The 14,711-nt window shown below is 70.0% G+C and carries 14 protein-coding genes; 8 read left to right on the top strand and 6 right to left on the bottom strand.

What is annotated here, in order from left to right:
• Window positions 1-100: 100 nt before the first annotated feature.
• Window positions 101-1,669 (bottom strand): polyprenol phosphomannose-dependent alpha 1,6 mannosyltransferase MptB, encoded by a 1,569-nt coding sequence (gene mptB / locus ADK67_RS37780; RefSeq protein WP_197289810.1) that lies wholly within the window; start codon window positions 1,667-1,669, stop codon window positions 101-103.
• 110 nt (window positions 1,670-1,779) lie between these two features.
• On the opposite strand from mptB, the gene ADK67_RS37775 reads away from it, so the two are divergent.
• The 8 genes from ADK67_RS37775 (at window position 1,780) to ADK67_RS37740 (ending at window position 8,431) form a co-directional block, all read left to right on the top strand.
• The gene (locus ADK67_RS37775; protein WP_053721371.1) at window positions 1,780-2,481 is read left to right on the top strand and encodes a helix-turn-helix transcriptional regulator; all 702 of its coding nucleotides are present in this window, start codon (window positions 1,780-1,782) and stop codon (window positions 2,479-2,481) included.
• Window positions 2,478-3,923, top strand: a complete 1,446-nt coding sequence (sufB, locus tag ADK67_RS37770; protein WP_053721370.1) for a Fe-S cluster assembly protein SufB — start codon at window positions 2,478-2,480, stop codon at window positions 3,921-3,923. The genes ADK67_RS37775 and sufB overlap by 4 nt, the downstream gene beginning before the upstream one ends.
• Before the next feature lies 1 nt (window position 3,924).
• Window positions 3,925-5,100 carry a Fe-S cluster assembly protein SufD gene (gene sufD / locus ADK67_RS37765; protein WP_053721369.1) on the top strand — a complete coding sequence of 392 codons (1,176 nt, stop codon included), beginning with the start codon at window positions 3,925-3,927 and terminating at the stop codon, window positions 5,098-5,100.
• Window positions 5,097-5,417 (top strand): non-heme iron oxygenase ferredoxin subunit, encoded by a 321-nt coding sequence (locus ADK67_RS37760; RefSeq protein ID WP_053721368.1) that lies wholly within the window; start codon window positions 5,097-5,099, stop codon window positions 5,415-5,417. Before sufD ends, ADK67_RS37760 begins: the two co-directional genes overlap by 4 nt.
• Before the next feature lie 34 nt (window positions 5,418-5,451).
• Window positions 5,452-6,225: a Fe-S cluster assembly ATPase SufC gene (gene sufC, locus ADK67_RS37755; RefSeq protein ID WP_053721367.1), complete on the top strand. Its 774-nt coding sequence runs from the start codon at window positions 5,452-5,454 to the stop codon at window positions 6,223-6,225.
• A gap of 46 nt (window positions 6,226-6,271) precedes the next feature.
• The gene (locus ADK67_RS37750; protein ID WP_053721366.1) at window positions 6,272-7,549 is read left to right on the top strand and encodes a cysteine desulfurase; all 1,278 of its coding nucleotides are present in this window, start codon (window positions 6,272-6,274) and stop codon (window positions 7,547-7,549) included.
• 1 nt (window position 7,550) lies between these two features.
• Complete coding sequence (sufU, locus tag ADK67_RS37745) at window positions 7,551-7,994, top strand: Fe-S cluster assembly sulfur transfer protein SufU (RefSeq protein ID WP_053721365.1); 444 nt, start codon at window positions 7,551-7,553, stop codon at window positions 7,992-7,994.
• 77 nt (window positions 7,995-8,071) lie between these two features.
• Window positions 8,072-8,431 (top strand): metal-sulfur cluster assembly factor, encoded by a 360-nt coding sequence (locus ADK67_RS37740; RefSeq protein WP_053721419.1) that lies wholly within the window; start codon window positions 8,072-8,074, stop codon window positions 8,429-8,431.
• A gap of 357 nt (window positions 8,432-8,788) precedes the next feature.
• Here ADK67_RS37740 and ADK67_RS37735 read toward each other — a convergent pair whose 3' ends face one another.
• The 5 genes from ADK67_RS37735 to ADK67_RS37715 all read right to left on the bottom strand — a co-directional run bounded on the left by ADK67_RS37735 (window position 8,789) and on the right by ADK67_RS37715 (window position 14,264).
• Window positions 8,789-9,202 carry a CBS domain-containing protein gene (locus ADK67_RS37735; protein WP_053721364.1) on the bottom strand — a complete coding sequence of 138 codons (414 nt, stop codon included), beginning with the start codon at window positions 9,200-9,202 and terminating at the stop codon, window positions 8,789-8,791.
• Window positions 9,203-9,271: 69 nt separating this feature from the next.
• Complete coding sequence (locus ADK67_RS37730) at window positions 9,272-10,384, bottom strand: carboxylate-amine ligase (RefSeq protein ID WP_082404426.1); 1,113 nt, start codon at window positions 10,382-10,384, stop codon at window positions 9,272-9,274.
• 83 nt (window positions 10,385-10,467) lie between these two features.
• Window positions 10,468-12,171 carry a GGDEF domain-containing protein gene (locus ADK67_RS37725; protein WP_053721363.1) on the bottom strand — a complete coding sequence of 568 codons (1,704 nt, stop codon included), beginning with the start codon at window positions 12,169-12,171 and terminating at the stop codon, window positions 10,468-10,470.
• 41 nt (window positions 12,172-12,212) lie between these two features.
• Complete coding sequence (locus ADK67_RS37720) at window positions 12,213-13,295, bottom strand: lycopene cyclase family protein (protein WP_053721362.1); 1,083 nt, start codon at window positions 13,293-13,295, stop codon at window positions 12,213-12,215.
• Window positions 13,296-14,264, bottom strand: a complete 969-nt coding sequence (locus ADK67_RS37715; RefSeq protein WP_053721361.1) for an MASE1 domain-containing protein — start codon at window positions 14,262-14,264, stop codon at window positions 13,296-13,298. It lies immediately after the preceding gene.
• Window positions 14,265-14,711: the final 447 nt, after the last annotated feature.

Raw genomic sequence — 14,711 nt, 5'->3', positions numbered from 1 at the left:
CGCGTGCTGAGCGTTGAACTCAGGTGTTCTGAACGTAGGACACTCGCGTTCTGAACGTAGGACTCACGCGGTGTGAAGGTAGGACTCTCGAAAGTGAGGGTCAGGCGGAGCCGGGGAGGGGGTCGCGTTTGATCAAGGGGATGACCTGTTTGCGGGCCACGAAGAGGCACACCGCGAACACGATCACGGCGCCCGTCACGGCCTGCGGCACGATGTAGGCGCGACCGTCGAACGCCGAGCCCGTCGGCGGCAGGATCACCGCGATCACGGCGCTGGCGGTGGTGGCGAAGACCCGGAACCGGCGCGCCAGCACGGCCGTGGCCAGCGGCAACGCCGCCCACAGCACGTACCACGGCTGCAGCACGGGCCCGAGCACGAGCACCGCGCCCAACCCCGCGCCCAGGCCGTTGACCGCCTTGATCCGACCCCGGAACGCCTTCCACAGCAGGGTCGCCACGATCACCACCGACACGGCCTGCGTCACGATCCGCATCAGCACGATCACCGACTCGGTGTGGTTGCCCAGCCCGAGCGCCAGCCCCAGCCCGCCGCCCATGAACCCCATCGCGGTCGGCGGCGACATCCAGCTCTTCACCGTGCCGGCCACGTTCAGCGTCTCCACCCACCCGAACCCGAGCCCGGTGCCCACGCACGTCCCGACCATCACCACACCCGAGATGACCAGCAACAACAACGCCGACCGCACCAGGTCGGAGAACCGCCCGCCCCACCGCCGCGCGATCAGCACGCCCAGGAACCCGAGCGCCAGCGCGGCCGGGATCTTCACCGCCGCGCCCAACGTGATCATGGTCGCCCCGAGGACGATCCACAGCAGCTCTTCACGCGTCATCGGCGTGCCCGGGACCAGCGGCATCTTCCGCAACGCCAACTCCAGCCCCACCAGCATCAGGCCGATCGCCAGCCCCTCGTTGTGCACGCCCACGACCAGGTGGAACAGCACCAGCGGGTTCGCCGCGCCCAGCCACAGCGCGCTCACCGGGGGCACGCCGAAGCGCCGCGCCAGCCGGGGCAGCGCCCACACGATCATCGCCAGCCCCAGCAGCCCCAGCAGCCGGTGCAGGAAGATGCCGGGCAGCACGCTGTCGCCGGTCACCATCGAGATGACCCGACCGGCGGCCAGGAACAGCGGCCCGTACGGCGCGGGCGTCTCGCGCCAGATGTTCGGCACGTTCTTCGTCAGGTCGTGCTCGACGCCCAGCGCCGTCGCCGGCCCCAGCTCGTACGGGTCCTGCCCGTTGGCCGCGATCTGCGACTGCGCCAGGTAGCTGTAGACGTCCCGGCTGAACATGGGCAGCACGAACACCAGCGGCGTGATCCACATCAGCAGCGTGCGGTCGAGCTGGCTGCGCGACATCAGCCGGGGACGACCCGGCCGGGCGAACCGGCCCAGCCACAGCCACGCCGACACGATGAGGAACATGCCGGTCCACACCACGGCCATGGACGCGCTGGGCATCCGCACGAACAGCCCGAGCAGCGGCGTGCCGGGCAGCGGGCTGAAGATCGGCGCGGCGCCCGACCCGAGCGAGCCGACCGCCAGCAGCAGCGCGCCCACCGTGCCCCACCGGCGGATCACGTCGAGCTGCCGCCGTTCGGGCGCGTCGAGGGGTGCTGCCTCGCCGATCTCGCTCCGGTTCGCCATCACCATTCCGCCCGCCGCCACGCCCGAAGGGTAGCGACCGGCCGGAACGCGTGACTCGGGTCACCCGACGAGGGTCGATCTTTGCGACTGCCCGCGAAATACGCAACACTGGTGTTGTGAAAAACGCCGGGACCCATTCGACCGCTGTGCCGTCCGGGCACGACGGCCGTACCCGGCACGCCGTCGCACGGCTCCTCCTGGAGCAGGGCCCGGTGACCGCGGCCTCGGTCGCGGAACAGCTCGGCCTGAGCCCCACGGCGGTGCGCCGGCACATCGACGCGCTGGTGGCCGACGGCGAGGCGACCAGCAGGGAGGCCCCGCGACGGGGTCAGCGCGGCCGGGGTCGCCCGGCCAAGCTCTTCCTGCTGACCGAGCAGGGGCGGGCCCGCTTCGGGCACGCCTACGACGACCTCGCCGCCGCCGCGCTGCGGTTCCTCGCCGAACAGGGCGGGGAGGAGGCGGTACGAGCCTTCGCCGAACGACGGGTGTCCGCCTTCGTCGACCGGCACCGAGCGGCCATCGTGGCCCAGCCCGACGCCGCGGAGCGGGCCAAGGCCCTCGCCGTGGCGCTGACCAGGGAGGGCTACGCTGCTTCGGCGCGTCACGTGGGGGCGGGCGAGCAGCTCTGCCAGCACCTGTGCCCCGTGGCGCACGTCGCGGCGGAGTTCCCGCAGTTGTGCGAGACCGAGACGGCGGCGTTCGCCGACCTGCTCGGCACGCACGTCCAGCGCCTGGCCACCATCGCCCGCGGCGATGCCGTGTGCACGACGCACATCCCGAACACACCCCGGATCCCAGATGGAGGGGAGCCCGCATGACTGCCGCTGCCGAGCAGCGCACCACCACAGCCCCGCTCACCCAGGAAGAGACCCTGGCGAGCATCGGCAACTACGAGTTCGGCTGGTCCGACTCGGACGTGGCAGGCGCGAGCGCTCGCCGGGGCCTGAACGAGGACGTCGTTCGGGACATCTCGGCGAAGAAGAACGAGCCCGAGTGGATGCTGGAGTTCCGGCTGAAGGCGCTGCGGCTGTTCGACCGCAAGCCGATGCCGACGTGGGGCTCCGACCTGTCGGGCATCGACTTCGACAACATCAAGTACTTCGTCCGGTCGACCGAGAAGCAGGCGGCGACCTGGGACGACCTGCCCGACGAGATCAAGAACACCTACGACCGCCTCGGCATCCCGGAGGCGGAGAAGCAGCGCCTGGTGTCCGGCGTCGCGGCCCAGTACGAGTCCGAGGTCGTCTACCACAAGATCCGCGAGGACCTTGAGGAGCAGGGCGTCATCTTCCTGGACACGGACACGGCGCTGCGCGAGCACCCGGAGCTGTTCAAGGAGTACTTCGGCTCCGTCATCCCGTCGGGTGACAACAAGTTCTCCGCGCTGAACTCCTCGGTGTGGTCGGGCGGCTCGTTCATCTACGTGCCCAAGGGCGTCCACGTCGACATCCCGCTCCAGGCCTACTTCCGGATCAACACCGAGAACATGGGCCAGTTCGAGCGCACGCTGATCATCGTCGACGAGGGCGCGTACGTGCACTACGTCGAGGGCTGCACCGCGCCGATCTACTCGTCGGACTCGCTGCACTCCGCCGTCGTGGAGATCATCGTCAAGAAGGGTGGTCGCTGCCGCTACACGACCATCCAGAACTGGTCGAACAACGTCTACAACCTGGTCACCAAGCGCGCGAAGGCCGAAGAGGGCGCGACCATGGAGTGGATCGACGGCAACATCGGCTCCAAGGTCACCATGAAGTACCCGGCCGTGTTCCTGATGGGCGAGCACGCCAAGGGCGAGGTCCTCTCGATCGCGTTCGCGGGCGAGGGCCAGCACCAGGACGCCGGCGCGAAGATGGTCCACATGGCGCCTTACACGTCGTCCACGATCGTGTCGAAGTCGGTGGCGCGCGGCGGTGGCCGCACCTCCTACCGCGGCCTGGTCCAGGTCAACAAGCGGGCGCACCACTCGAAGTCCACGGTCAAGTGCGACGCGCTGCTGGTGGACAACATCAGCCGCTCGGACACCTACCCGTACGTCGACGTCCGCGAGGACGACGTGTCGATGGGCCACGAGGCCACGGTCTCGAAGGTCTCCGAGGACCAGCTGTTCTACCTGATGTCCCGCGGTCTCAACGAGGACGAGGCCATGGCGATGATCGTGCGCGGGTTCGTCGAGCCCATCGCGCGCGAGCTGCCGATGGAGTACGCCCTCGAGCTGAACCGCCTGATCGAGCTGCAGATGGAAGGGGCCGTCGGCTGACATGGCCGTCACCACCGATCAAGAACAACACGGCCTGACGGCCCACTCGCACGGTGCGGGTGCCCCGATCTCTTCGCGCGCGGACCACTTCACGTCGTTCGACGTGAACGCGTTCGAAGTGCCCGGCGGTCGCGAGGAGATCTGGCGCTTCACCCCCATGAAGCGCCTGGCGAACCTGCACAACGGCGCCGAGGCCACCGGCACGGCGAACGTCGAGGTCAACGCGCCGGACGGCGTCACGGTCGAGACCGTGGCACGCGGCGACGAGCGGCTGGGCGTCGCGGGCACCCCCGGTGACCGCGTCGCCGCCCAGGCCTGGTCGTCGTTCACCGAGGCCACCGTCGTCACCCTCCCCGGTGACGCGAAGTCCGAGCCGACCACCATCACGGTGACCGGCGCGGGCGAGGGCCAGGTCGCCTACGGCCACCTGCACGTGCACGCCAAGCAGTTCGCCGAGGCCGTCGTCGTCATCGACCACCGCGGCTCCGGCGCGTACGCCGACAACGTCGAGTTCGTCGTCGGCGACGGCGCGCACCTGACCGTGGTCGCCATCCAGGACTGGGCCGACGACGCGGTGCACGTGTCGTCGCACCACGCCAAGCTGGGCCGCGACGCCTCGTTCAAGCACACCGTCATCACCCTCGGCGGCAACGTCGTCCGCCTCACGCCGGTGGTCACCTACACCGGCCGCGGCGGCGACGCCGAACTGCTCGGCCTGTACTTCGCCGACGCGGGCCAGCACCTGGAGCACCGCACCTTCATCGACCACTCGGCGTCCAACTGCCGCAGCAACGTGGTCTACAAGGGCGCGCTGCAGGGCGAGGACGCGCACACGGTGTGGATCGGCGACGTGCTGATCCGCGCCGCGGCCGAGGGCACCGAGACGTTCGAGCTGAACCGGAACCTGGTGCTCACCGACGGCGCGCGCGCCGACTCGGTGCCCAACCTGGAGATCGAGACCGGCGAGATCGAGGGCGCGGGCCACGCCAGCGCCACCGGCCGGTTCGACGACGAGCAGCTGTTCTACCTCCAGGCCCGCGGCATCCCGGAGGACCAGGCGCGCCGACTGGTCGTGCGCGGCTTCTTCCACGAGATCCTGCTCAAGATCGCCGTTCCCGAGGTGCGCGAGCGCCTGGAAGCCGCGATCGAGGCGGAGCTCGAAGCGGTGGGCGTGTGATCAGGGTGTGCTCGCTGACCGACCTCGACGACGGCAAGCCTGCCGCGTTCGAGGTCGGCGACGGGTACACCCCGGTCCTGCTCGTCCGCGACGGCGACACCGTGCACGCGCTGCGCGACCTGTGCTCGCACGCCGAAGTGGCGCTCAGCGAGGGCGAGGTGACGCGCAAGGGCGTGGAGTGCTGGCTGCACGGGTCGTGCTTCGACCTGCGCACCGGCCGCCCGTCCTCGCCGCCCGCCACCGAGCCGGTCGACGTGTTCGCCGTCGAACTCCGCGGGGACGACGTCTACGTGGACGTCACCGCCACCACGAACTGACTTTCGCTCGCAACACCAGGAGAACGAAGCACCGATGGCCACTCTGGAGATCAAGGACCTGCACGTCTCGGTCAACACCGACGAGGGCTCCAAGGAGATCCTCAAAGGCGTCGACCTGACCATCAAGGCAGGCGAGACCCACGCGATCATGGGCCCCAACGGCTCGGGCAAGTCCACCCTGTCCTACGCCATCGCCGGGCACCCCAAGTACGACGTCACCTCCGGCACCGTGCTGCTGGACGGCGAGAACGTGCTGGACATGACCGTGGACGAGCGCGCCCGCGCGGGTCTGTTCCTCGCCATGCAGTACCCGGTCGAGGTGCCCGGCGTCTCGATGTCGAACTTCCTGCGCACCGCCGCCACCGCCGTGCGCGGCGAGGCGCCGAAGCTGCGCCACTGGGTCAAGGAGGTCAAGGAGGCGATGTCCGAGCTGGACATCGACCCGGCCTTCGCCGAGCGCTCCGTCAACGAGGGCTTCTCCGGCGGCGAGAAGAAGCGCCACGAGATCCTGCAGCTCGGGCTGCTCAAGCCGAAGGTCGCGATCCTCGACGAGACCGACTCCGGCCTGGACGTCGACGCGCTGCGCGTCGTCTCCGAGGGCGTGAACCGGTACAAGCAGTCCGGTGACGTCGGCGTCATGCTGATCACGCACTACACCCGGATCCTCAAGTACATCTCGCCCGACTTCGTGCACGTGTTCGCCGGTGGCCGCATCGCCGAGTCCGGCGGTCCGGAGCTGGCCGACCAGCTCGAGGCCGAGGGTTACGTGAAGTACATCGGAAAGCCGGAAGCAGCCGGCATCGCCTGACGTTGCACCTGTCCGTGAACACGTATCGAGAGGAGGCGTCGGACCAGTGACCACCACCGCTACTCCACTGGACGTCGCTACCGTCCGGGCGGACTTCCCCATCCTGGGCCGCACCGTGCGGGAGGGGAAGCGGCTGGTCTACCTGGACTCCGGCGCCACCTCGCAACGCCCGAGGCAGGTCCTCGACGCCGAGCGCGCCTTCCTGGAGACCGCCAACGCCGCGGTGCACCGCGGCGCGCACCAACTCGCCGAAGAGGCGACGGACGCCTACGAGGGCGCGCGGCAGAAGGTCGCCGACTTCGTGGGCGTCGAGTACGGCGAGATCGTGTTCACCAAGAACGCGACCGAGGGCGTGAACCTCGTCGCGTACGCCATGGGCAACGCGGCCACGGCCGGTCCCGAGGCCGAGCGGTTCCGCGTCGGTCCCGGCGACGAGATCGTCGTGACCGAGATGGAGCACCACGCGAACCTCGTGCCGTGGCAGCAGCTCGCCGCCCGCACGGGCGCCACGCTGCGCTGGTTCGGCGTCACCGACGAAGGTCGGCTCGACCTGTCGGAGATCGACTCGTTGATCAACGAGCGCACGAAGGTCGTCGCGTTCACCCACCAGTCGAACGTGCTCGGCACGGTGCTGCCGGTGCGGGTGCTGGCGGACGCGGCCCGCGCGGTGGGCGCGTTGACCGTGCTGGACGCGTGCCAGTCGGTGCCGCACAGCCCGGTCGACTTCAAGGCACTCGGCGTGGACTTCGCGGTGTTCAGCGGCCACAAGATGCTCGGGCCGTCCGGCATCGGCGTGCTCTACGGGCGCCGTGAGCTGCTGGAGACCCTGCCGCCGTTCCTCACCGGCGGGTCCATGATCGAGATGGTGCACATGGCGCAGTCGACGTTCGCGCCGCCGCCCGCGCGGTTCGAGGCGGGCGTGCCGATGACGTCGCAGGCCGTGGCGCTGGGCGCGGCGGTCGACTACCTCAACGCCATCGGCATGGACCGGATCGCCGCGCACGAGCACCAGCTCACCGAGCAGGCGCTGCGCGAACTCGCCGAGGTGCCCGGTGTGCGGATCGTCGGACCGACGGAAGCCGTGGACCGCGGCGGCGCGGTGTCGTTCGTCATCGAGGGCATCCACGCGCACGACGCCGGCCAGGTGCTCGACAGCCTGGGCGTCGCGGTGCGCGTCGGCCACCACTGCGCGTGGCCCCTGCACCGGCGGATGAACGCCGCCGCCACCGTGCGGGCCAGCTTCTACCTGTACAACACGCCGGACGAGGTGACCGCCCTGGTCGACGCCGTCCGCGAGGCGCAGAAGTTCTTCGGGGTGGTCTGAGATGCAGCTCCAGCAGATGTACCAGGAGATCATCCTGGACCACTACAAGAACCCGCACGGGCGCGGCCTGCGCGACCCGTACGACGCCGAGTCGCACCAGATCAACCCCACGTGCGGCGACGAGGTGACGCTGCGGGTCTCGCTCGACGGCGACACCGTGCGCGACGTGTCGTACGACGGGCAGGGCTGTTCCATCAGCCAGGCGTCGACGTCCGTGTTGACCGACCTGGTGGTGGGCAAGCCGCTCGGTGAGGCGTTCGAGAAGATGGACGCGTTCGTGGAGCTCATGCAGGGCCGCGGCCAGGTGGAGCCCGACGAGGACGTCCTGGAGGACGGCATCGCGTTCGCGGGAGTGGCGAAGTACCCGGCGCGCGTGAAGTGCGCGCTGCTGGGCTGGATGGCTTTCAAGGACGCGGTGGCACGCAGCGAGGGAGCGAAGGCATGACCGCCGAGAGCAACGGCACGACCACCGACAGCAGCGGCGTGGCCGCCGAGGAAGACGTGGTGCGCGGCATCGAGGGCATGCCCGAGCCGCCCGCGCCGAAGGCGGACGTGGCCGCGGTGGACGACGTCGAGGAGGCCATGCGCGACGTCGTCGACCCCGAGTTGGGGATCAACGTCGTGGACCTGGGCCTGGTCTACGACATCCGCGTGGACGAGGAGAACGTCGCGCTCATCGACATGACGCTGACGTCGGCGGCGTGCCCGTTGACGGACGTCATCGAGGACCAGACGCGGTCGGCGCTGGTGGGTGGCGGTGGCGGGGCGAGCGGGATCGTCAACGACTTCCGCATCAACTGGGTGTGGATGCCGCCGTGGGGGCCGGAGAAGATCACGGACGACGGGCGTGAGCAGTTGCGGGCCCTTGGGTTCACGGTCTGAGACAGCTTCAGCTTGGGCAGGGGCCTCCGTGAAGGGGGTCCCTGTTTTGTTTCCAGAGATCACAAGCTTGAAAGCATGTCCTCGCCGGACGGGCAGATCAGCAGGATGACGCCTCGTTTGGTGGTTAAGCGTCCGGGTCCGTTGTGGTGCGGGTTTCGTGTCATCCCGCCGACCTCCACAAGGGCAACCACACGCGTCAAGGGGGCGGCAACAGTGGATGTGGGCGGGCATTGGTGAACGCCGCCCCCTTGACACGTGCGGTAGGGCTGCGCCAGGTCGGCGGGATGACACGAACCCCTCCCTTTGAGGGAAGGCGTGCCAGTGGACGGGTGCGTGTGCAGGGTCTGACAAATTCGGTCAGCGGGCGTAGACGCGTTCCACGAACTCCGCGATCTGGGACTCGTCCAGGTGACGGGCGAGGTCTGCTTCGGACACCATGCCGACCAGTCGGTGCTGCTCGATCACCGGGAGTCGGCGGATCTGGTTGTCCTCCATCGTCCGCAGGACCTGTGACAGGTCGTCGTCCGCGTCGACCCAGTGCAGGTGCCCGGACATGTCGCCGGCCTTCATGGCTGCGGGATCACGGCCCTCGGCCACGCAGCGCAGCACGATGTCGCGATCGGTGATGATGCCGTGCAGCTTGTCGTCCTTGCCGCAGATCGGCAACGAGCCGACGCCCAGGTCACGCATCATCCGCGCCGCGTCGAGCAGGCTCTGGTCCTCCTTGACGCACTGGACACCGGCGTTCATGATCTCCCGTGCGGTGGTCATGTCGAACCTCCTTGGTCGCGTAGACCAAGCATGCGCCGGCCGGGCGCGACCAGCACTTCGACAGCGCGCCTACGTCTGCGCCACCAGCATCTCGACCACGTCCCGGAGCGAACCGCGCCGCCGGAACGCCCGCCGCTGCCGCACCGCACCCGTGCCGTCGAGCAGCAACCGGTCGATGCCGTCGACCACCAGGTCCTCGTCACCGGTCTCGCGCAGAGCAGGGCGAGCCCAGTCCACGAGTGCCCGCACCATGTCCGCCGCGGGCACCAGCCGGCCGCTGAACGGCTCGATCCCCGCGCCGTCCAGCCCGTCCCGCGCCGACCGCCACAACGCCGTCCGCAACGCCAGGTCCGGCACGTGCTGCGCGGGCACCCCGGCCAGCGCCGTCAGCGCGATCGCCCGCACGAGTGCCGCCAGCACCACGGCCTCGTCCACGGTCGCCGCCACGTCGCACACCCGCAGCTCCACCGTCGGGTGCCGGTCCGACAGCCGGACGTCCCAGTAGACCATCGCCGGGTCCAGCGCGGCGCCGCCCGACCGCAGCACCCGCGTGCCCCGGTGGTAGTCCTCCGCCGACTCGAACCACGGCGGCGCGCCCGCGGACGGCCACGGGCTCCACGACAGGTAGCGCCAGCTCGCGTACCCCGTGTCCCGCCCGTCCGAGAACGGCGAGTTCGCGCTGATCGCCAACAGCACCGGCAGCCACTGCCGCAGGTGGTTGCTGATCAGCACCCCGGTGTCCTCGTCCGGTATCCCGATGTGCACGTGGCACCCGCAGATGGTCAGCCCGTCGACCAACGACCCGTACTCGGCGGCGATGGTGCGGTAGCGGTCGGAGTCGGTCAGCGGCGGCGGGTGGACGCCGCCGAGCACCGGGGTCCCCGTCGCCACGATCCGCGCACCCTCGGCCTCGGCCAGCGCGGCGAGCGCACGGCGTGCCGCCAGCAGCTGGTCACGCACCTCGGCCATGCTCCGGCACACCCGGGTCGCGCTCTCCACCTGGTAGAGCGTCATCTCGGTCTGGAGGTCGAGCCCGGGACGGGCGCCGCCCAACACCTCGCCCGCCAACGGCACCAGCACCCCGGTGCGCGCGTCGACCAGCAGGAACTCCTCCTCGACGCCCACCGAGAGCGGCAGGTCCGAGACGACTCGCGGAAGCGGTAGGGCGGTGACCTCGCTCACCAGGGACCTCCCGACGCTGGGTAGTCCGGCTGATGCTATGAGTAACCGATCGGGCGGCACATGCGGCTTTGCGGTGAACTTTCCTAACTTACCGCCAGGTGCGGCCCGCCGCGCAGCACGTCGACGTGGTCGCTGCCCGGCCTCCCCAGCACCCAACTGGTGCCCCGCAACGACTTCGCGTGCTCCTTCAACGGCGCCAGCAACCGGGACACCTCCCGGTACGACCCGACCGACCCGGCCGCGCAGATCAACGTCGCCAACGACAACGTCACCCCGCGCCCCTCCGCCTCGAACGGCACGTCCAGCACACCCGCCGAGAACGGCACGATCTCGTCCAGCCCGGCCACCACCAGGAAGTCGTCCCCGCCGACGTGCCCCACCTGCACGCCCGGGAACGACGTCGCGCCGTCGGTGAGCGCACGCCCTATGGCCCTGATCAGGTCGTCACCCGCCGCGAACCCCGCCGAGTCGTTCACCCGCTTGAACGCGTCCACGTCCAGCCACCCCACCGCGAACAGCTCGCCGCCCAGGATGCGCCGGTCCACCTCGCGCGCGATCGAGTCGCTGCCCGGCAGCCGCGTCAACGGGCTCAACGCCGCCGCCTGCTCCACCTTCAGCTCGGCGACACCGCGCACCACGTCCGCGACCCGCACCACGCCGAGGCACCGGTCGTCGTCGTCCACGACCACCAGGTCGTCGTTGGTGCGCTCACGGTTGGCGTGCGCGACCACGTCCAGCAGCTCCAACGCGCTCGAGTCCGAGCCGATCAGCTTCGGCCGGTCCGCCAGCCGCGCCGCCTCCCGCTTCGCGTGCAGGGCGTGCCCGAACGGCCCCGTCACCGCCAGCAGGAACCGGTTGCGGTCCACCGTCCACCGCGGCCTGCCGTCGTCGTCCACGAGCACCACGCCGCTGACCGTCGGCTGGTTCGCGAGCACGTCGCGCACCTCCTCGGACGTCGCCGAGTCGGGCAGCGTGGTCGCCGGGTGCAGGAAGTCGGTGACCTTCGGCCCCGACTTGCGCCGCAACGGCGCGGTCATCGTGCTCGTGACCGCCTCCGGGTCGTTGACCTCGCTCAACACCGCCGAGATCGTGCCGTCCACCTTGGGGCGGCGCTGCGGGCTCGCCAGCAGGTTGCCCTGCGCGAGCCGCACACCGAGCCGCCGCAGCGAGGCCAGCTGCGCCTCGGTCTCCACGCCCTCCGCCACGACCAGCGACCCGATCTGCTCGCACAGGTGCTGCAACGCCTGGGCCAGCGCGTACCGGGCGGGGTCGGTGGGCAGCGCCACCACCACCTCGCGGTCCAGCTTGATCACCTCGGGCTGCACCTCGGCCAGCAGCGACAACGGCGAGTCGCCCTCGCCGACGCCGTCCAGGCCGATCCGGAACCCGTCCTCGCGCAGCCGTTCGATGCCCTTGACCAGCAGCCGGCGCGGCGCGCGCGAGTACGGCGTCCCGACCTCGACCACCAGGTCGGCCGGGGTGCGCCCGACCTCGCGCAGCGCGCTGTAGAGCGGGGCCATCAGCTCGGGCTTGTCGGCGATCGTCAACGCGAGCAGGTTGACGTGCAGCGGCACGCCGAGGCCGTGGTCGGCCGCGTGCCGGACCGCGCGGCACGCGAGGGCCACGTCGGTGTTGGCCAGGTACCCGGCGCGGAAGGCCATCCGCAGCAGGTCCTGCACGGTGCCGTCGTGCGGTCGGGCCAGCGCTTCCACCGCCACGACCCCTCCGGTGTGGAGGTTGAACAACGGCTGGAAGGCGAAGCGAACGTCATCCAGCAAGGCGGGCACGGCCCCGATCGTGCCCTGTCGATCTTCTTTTGCCGAGAGCGTTAACCAGGTGTTCTCACAACTTTGGCCGATTGCACAGGAAATGCCAGCCGGGCCCGCATGCCCCACGACACCGAGCCGAACAGCCGGAGCATCGCGCGGGCGGTCCCGCGCAGGTCATCGTGCCCGCCGAGGTAGTCGCGTTGAAGACTGTCGGACAATTGGAAAAATCCGTTGAAGAATTCCGGCACCTCGTCGGGCGGCAGCGCCAGCAACGCCTCGAGCCCTCTCAACCGCAACCGCCGCACCGCCCGTTCCGCCGCCGAACGCGTCACCTCCCGCCCGTTCGCGATCAAGTCCGCCACCACCGGCGCCCGCCGCAACGCCGCCGCCACGCTGTACCCCGTCGCCGGGTGGACCCACCCCGCCGCCGCGCCGAACGCGCCGTCCCGCGCCCGCCCGTCCAACGCGATGCGCACCCGCTCCTCGTCGTCCGGCACCGGGATGCCGTGCACGGCCAGGCGCGCGTGCAACCGCAACCGCAGCTCGCGCAGCGGCAGACCCGGCCGGCGGGCCAACGACGTCTCCTCCACCAACACCTCGTCCGCCGACACCGGGATCGCGTAGAGGAACGTCGGATCACCGGTCGTGGCCGCGGGAGGCTTGCGCCAGTCCATGATCAGCGCCTCATCGGAACCATCCGCCCCGATGAACGGTGTCGCCGACCTCGCCGGCAGCACCACGCCGACCGCCGTCTGCGCCGCCCGACCACCCACCGAGCCGCTCGCGTCCACCACCCGTCCGGTCACCACCCGCCCGTCGGCCAACGTCGCCGTCGTCCCGGTGCGCGCCACCACCCGACCGGCGACCACCCGGACGTCGTCCGGGAGCCACCGCAACCGCTCGTTGTCCAACACGGCGTAACCCCGCGCGATCACGTGTTCAGCCGTCGTCACCGCACGGGCCCTCGACGTGCGCACCGCCACCGGCGCGTCGGCAGGCAACTCGTCCACCCACGCCGCGTACGTCGCCCGCCACGGCCGCTCCGGCCTCGGGTCGACCAACGTCGTGCCCAGACCCCTCGCCGCGCACGCCCGCGCCAACGCCCGTCCCGCCGGCCCGCCACCGACGACCACCACGTCCACTTAGCGCTTCTCCGGCGGCTTGGGCGGCAGGAGGTTGCCCAACGCCGGCGGCTGGTACCGCGCCACCACGTCCGCCAGCTGCGTCACCGTGCGCTCGATGGCCGCACGCGCCGCGTTGCGCTCCGAGATCACCGCCGACAGCAGCAGCGCCGTCAACACCGCCGTCCCGTTGAACGCCTGGAGCGTCACCATCCGCACCACCAGGTCCAGATCCGCGAACGGACCCGTGCTGCGTGCCGCGCCCCGTGCCGCCAGGGTCGTCGCGATCAACGCGCACGGCGCGGTGCCCAGGTGCTGGAAGCGCAGCGCCGCCCAGATCAGGAACGGGAACACCAGGTACATCAGCCGCAGGTCGTACGTGCTCGCCACGGCCATGACCACCGCCGTGCTCACCAACAGGGCGACGGCCTCCAACCACCGGCGCACGGGGTGCTTGCGCAGGCGCAGCGAGCGGAACGCCAAGGCGATCGGCACGACCACCAGCACGCCCAACGCGTCACCGGTCCACCACACCATCCACGTCGTCCAGAACAACGCGCCGTCGATCGTGCCCACCAACAGCAGCGTGCCCGAGCCGATGGACGCGCTGACCGCCATGCCCACGAGCCCGCCCAGGAACACCAGGGCGAGCGCGTCACGCGTGCGGTCCAACTCCTGCCGGAAGCCCACTCGCCTGAGCAGGAGGTAGGCGACCACGGGGCCGATCGTGTTGCCCGAGGTGATGAGAACCGTCGCACCGAGGTCGGTGAGCGTCGAGTTGGCGACGAACGCGCCGAGCGCGATGCCCGGCCACATCTTCAGCCCGCCGAGCAGCAGCGCGAGGACGGCGACACCGGTCGGCGGCCACAACGGCGTCACCTGGTCGTTCACCAGTGCTTGAAGAAGACCGATCCGAGCGCCCGCGTAGTAGCAAGCCGCGACCAAGGCGACGTGGAGCGCGTACCGGCCGAACCGTGGCGAGAGCTGCACCGGCCCAGCATCCACCGTTCCAGGGGGTCGCACCACGCCTAGCTGCGGAGATGGCGGAACCGACCCCCCGATTTGTCTCCGCGTGGGCCGGGGTGTAACTTTCTCTCTGCCAGCGCGGAACGGGCCGGAGAGAGACCGGAACGGAGCGCGGCGAACACAAGCCCCCGGAACGAATCAGCGGCACAGCGTGCTGCCTCGGCTCCGGACGGTAGAACAAATTGAATGCTAAGCGAGTTTGTCGCGGAGCCGAAAAGCCGAAACCGGCCGATTTGACACCGCGAAAACGAACGAGCTAAGGTTCAACCACAGCAAGCGAAACACCGGAAACACAAAGCCCCGGAATGAACTGCGGTAAGACGCGGGACAAGATGGTGAGCGCGTGTTCTTTGAGAACTCAACAGCGTGCCGAATAGCCAGTAAATTTATGAACCTCGTCAAGAGGTTTCC

The sequence above is a fragment of the Saccharothrix sp. NRRL B-16348 genome, assembly GCF_001280085.1.
In the GTDB taxonomy this organism is placed as follows: Bacteria; Actinomycetota; Actinomycetes; order Mycobacteriales; family Pseudonocardiaceae; genus Actinosynnema.
This window is presented reverse-complemented; position numbering and strand designations above follow the sequence as displayed.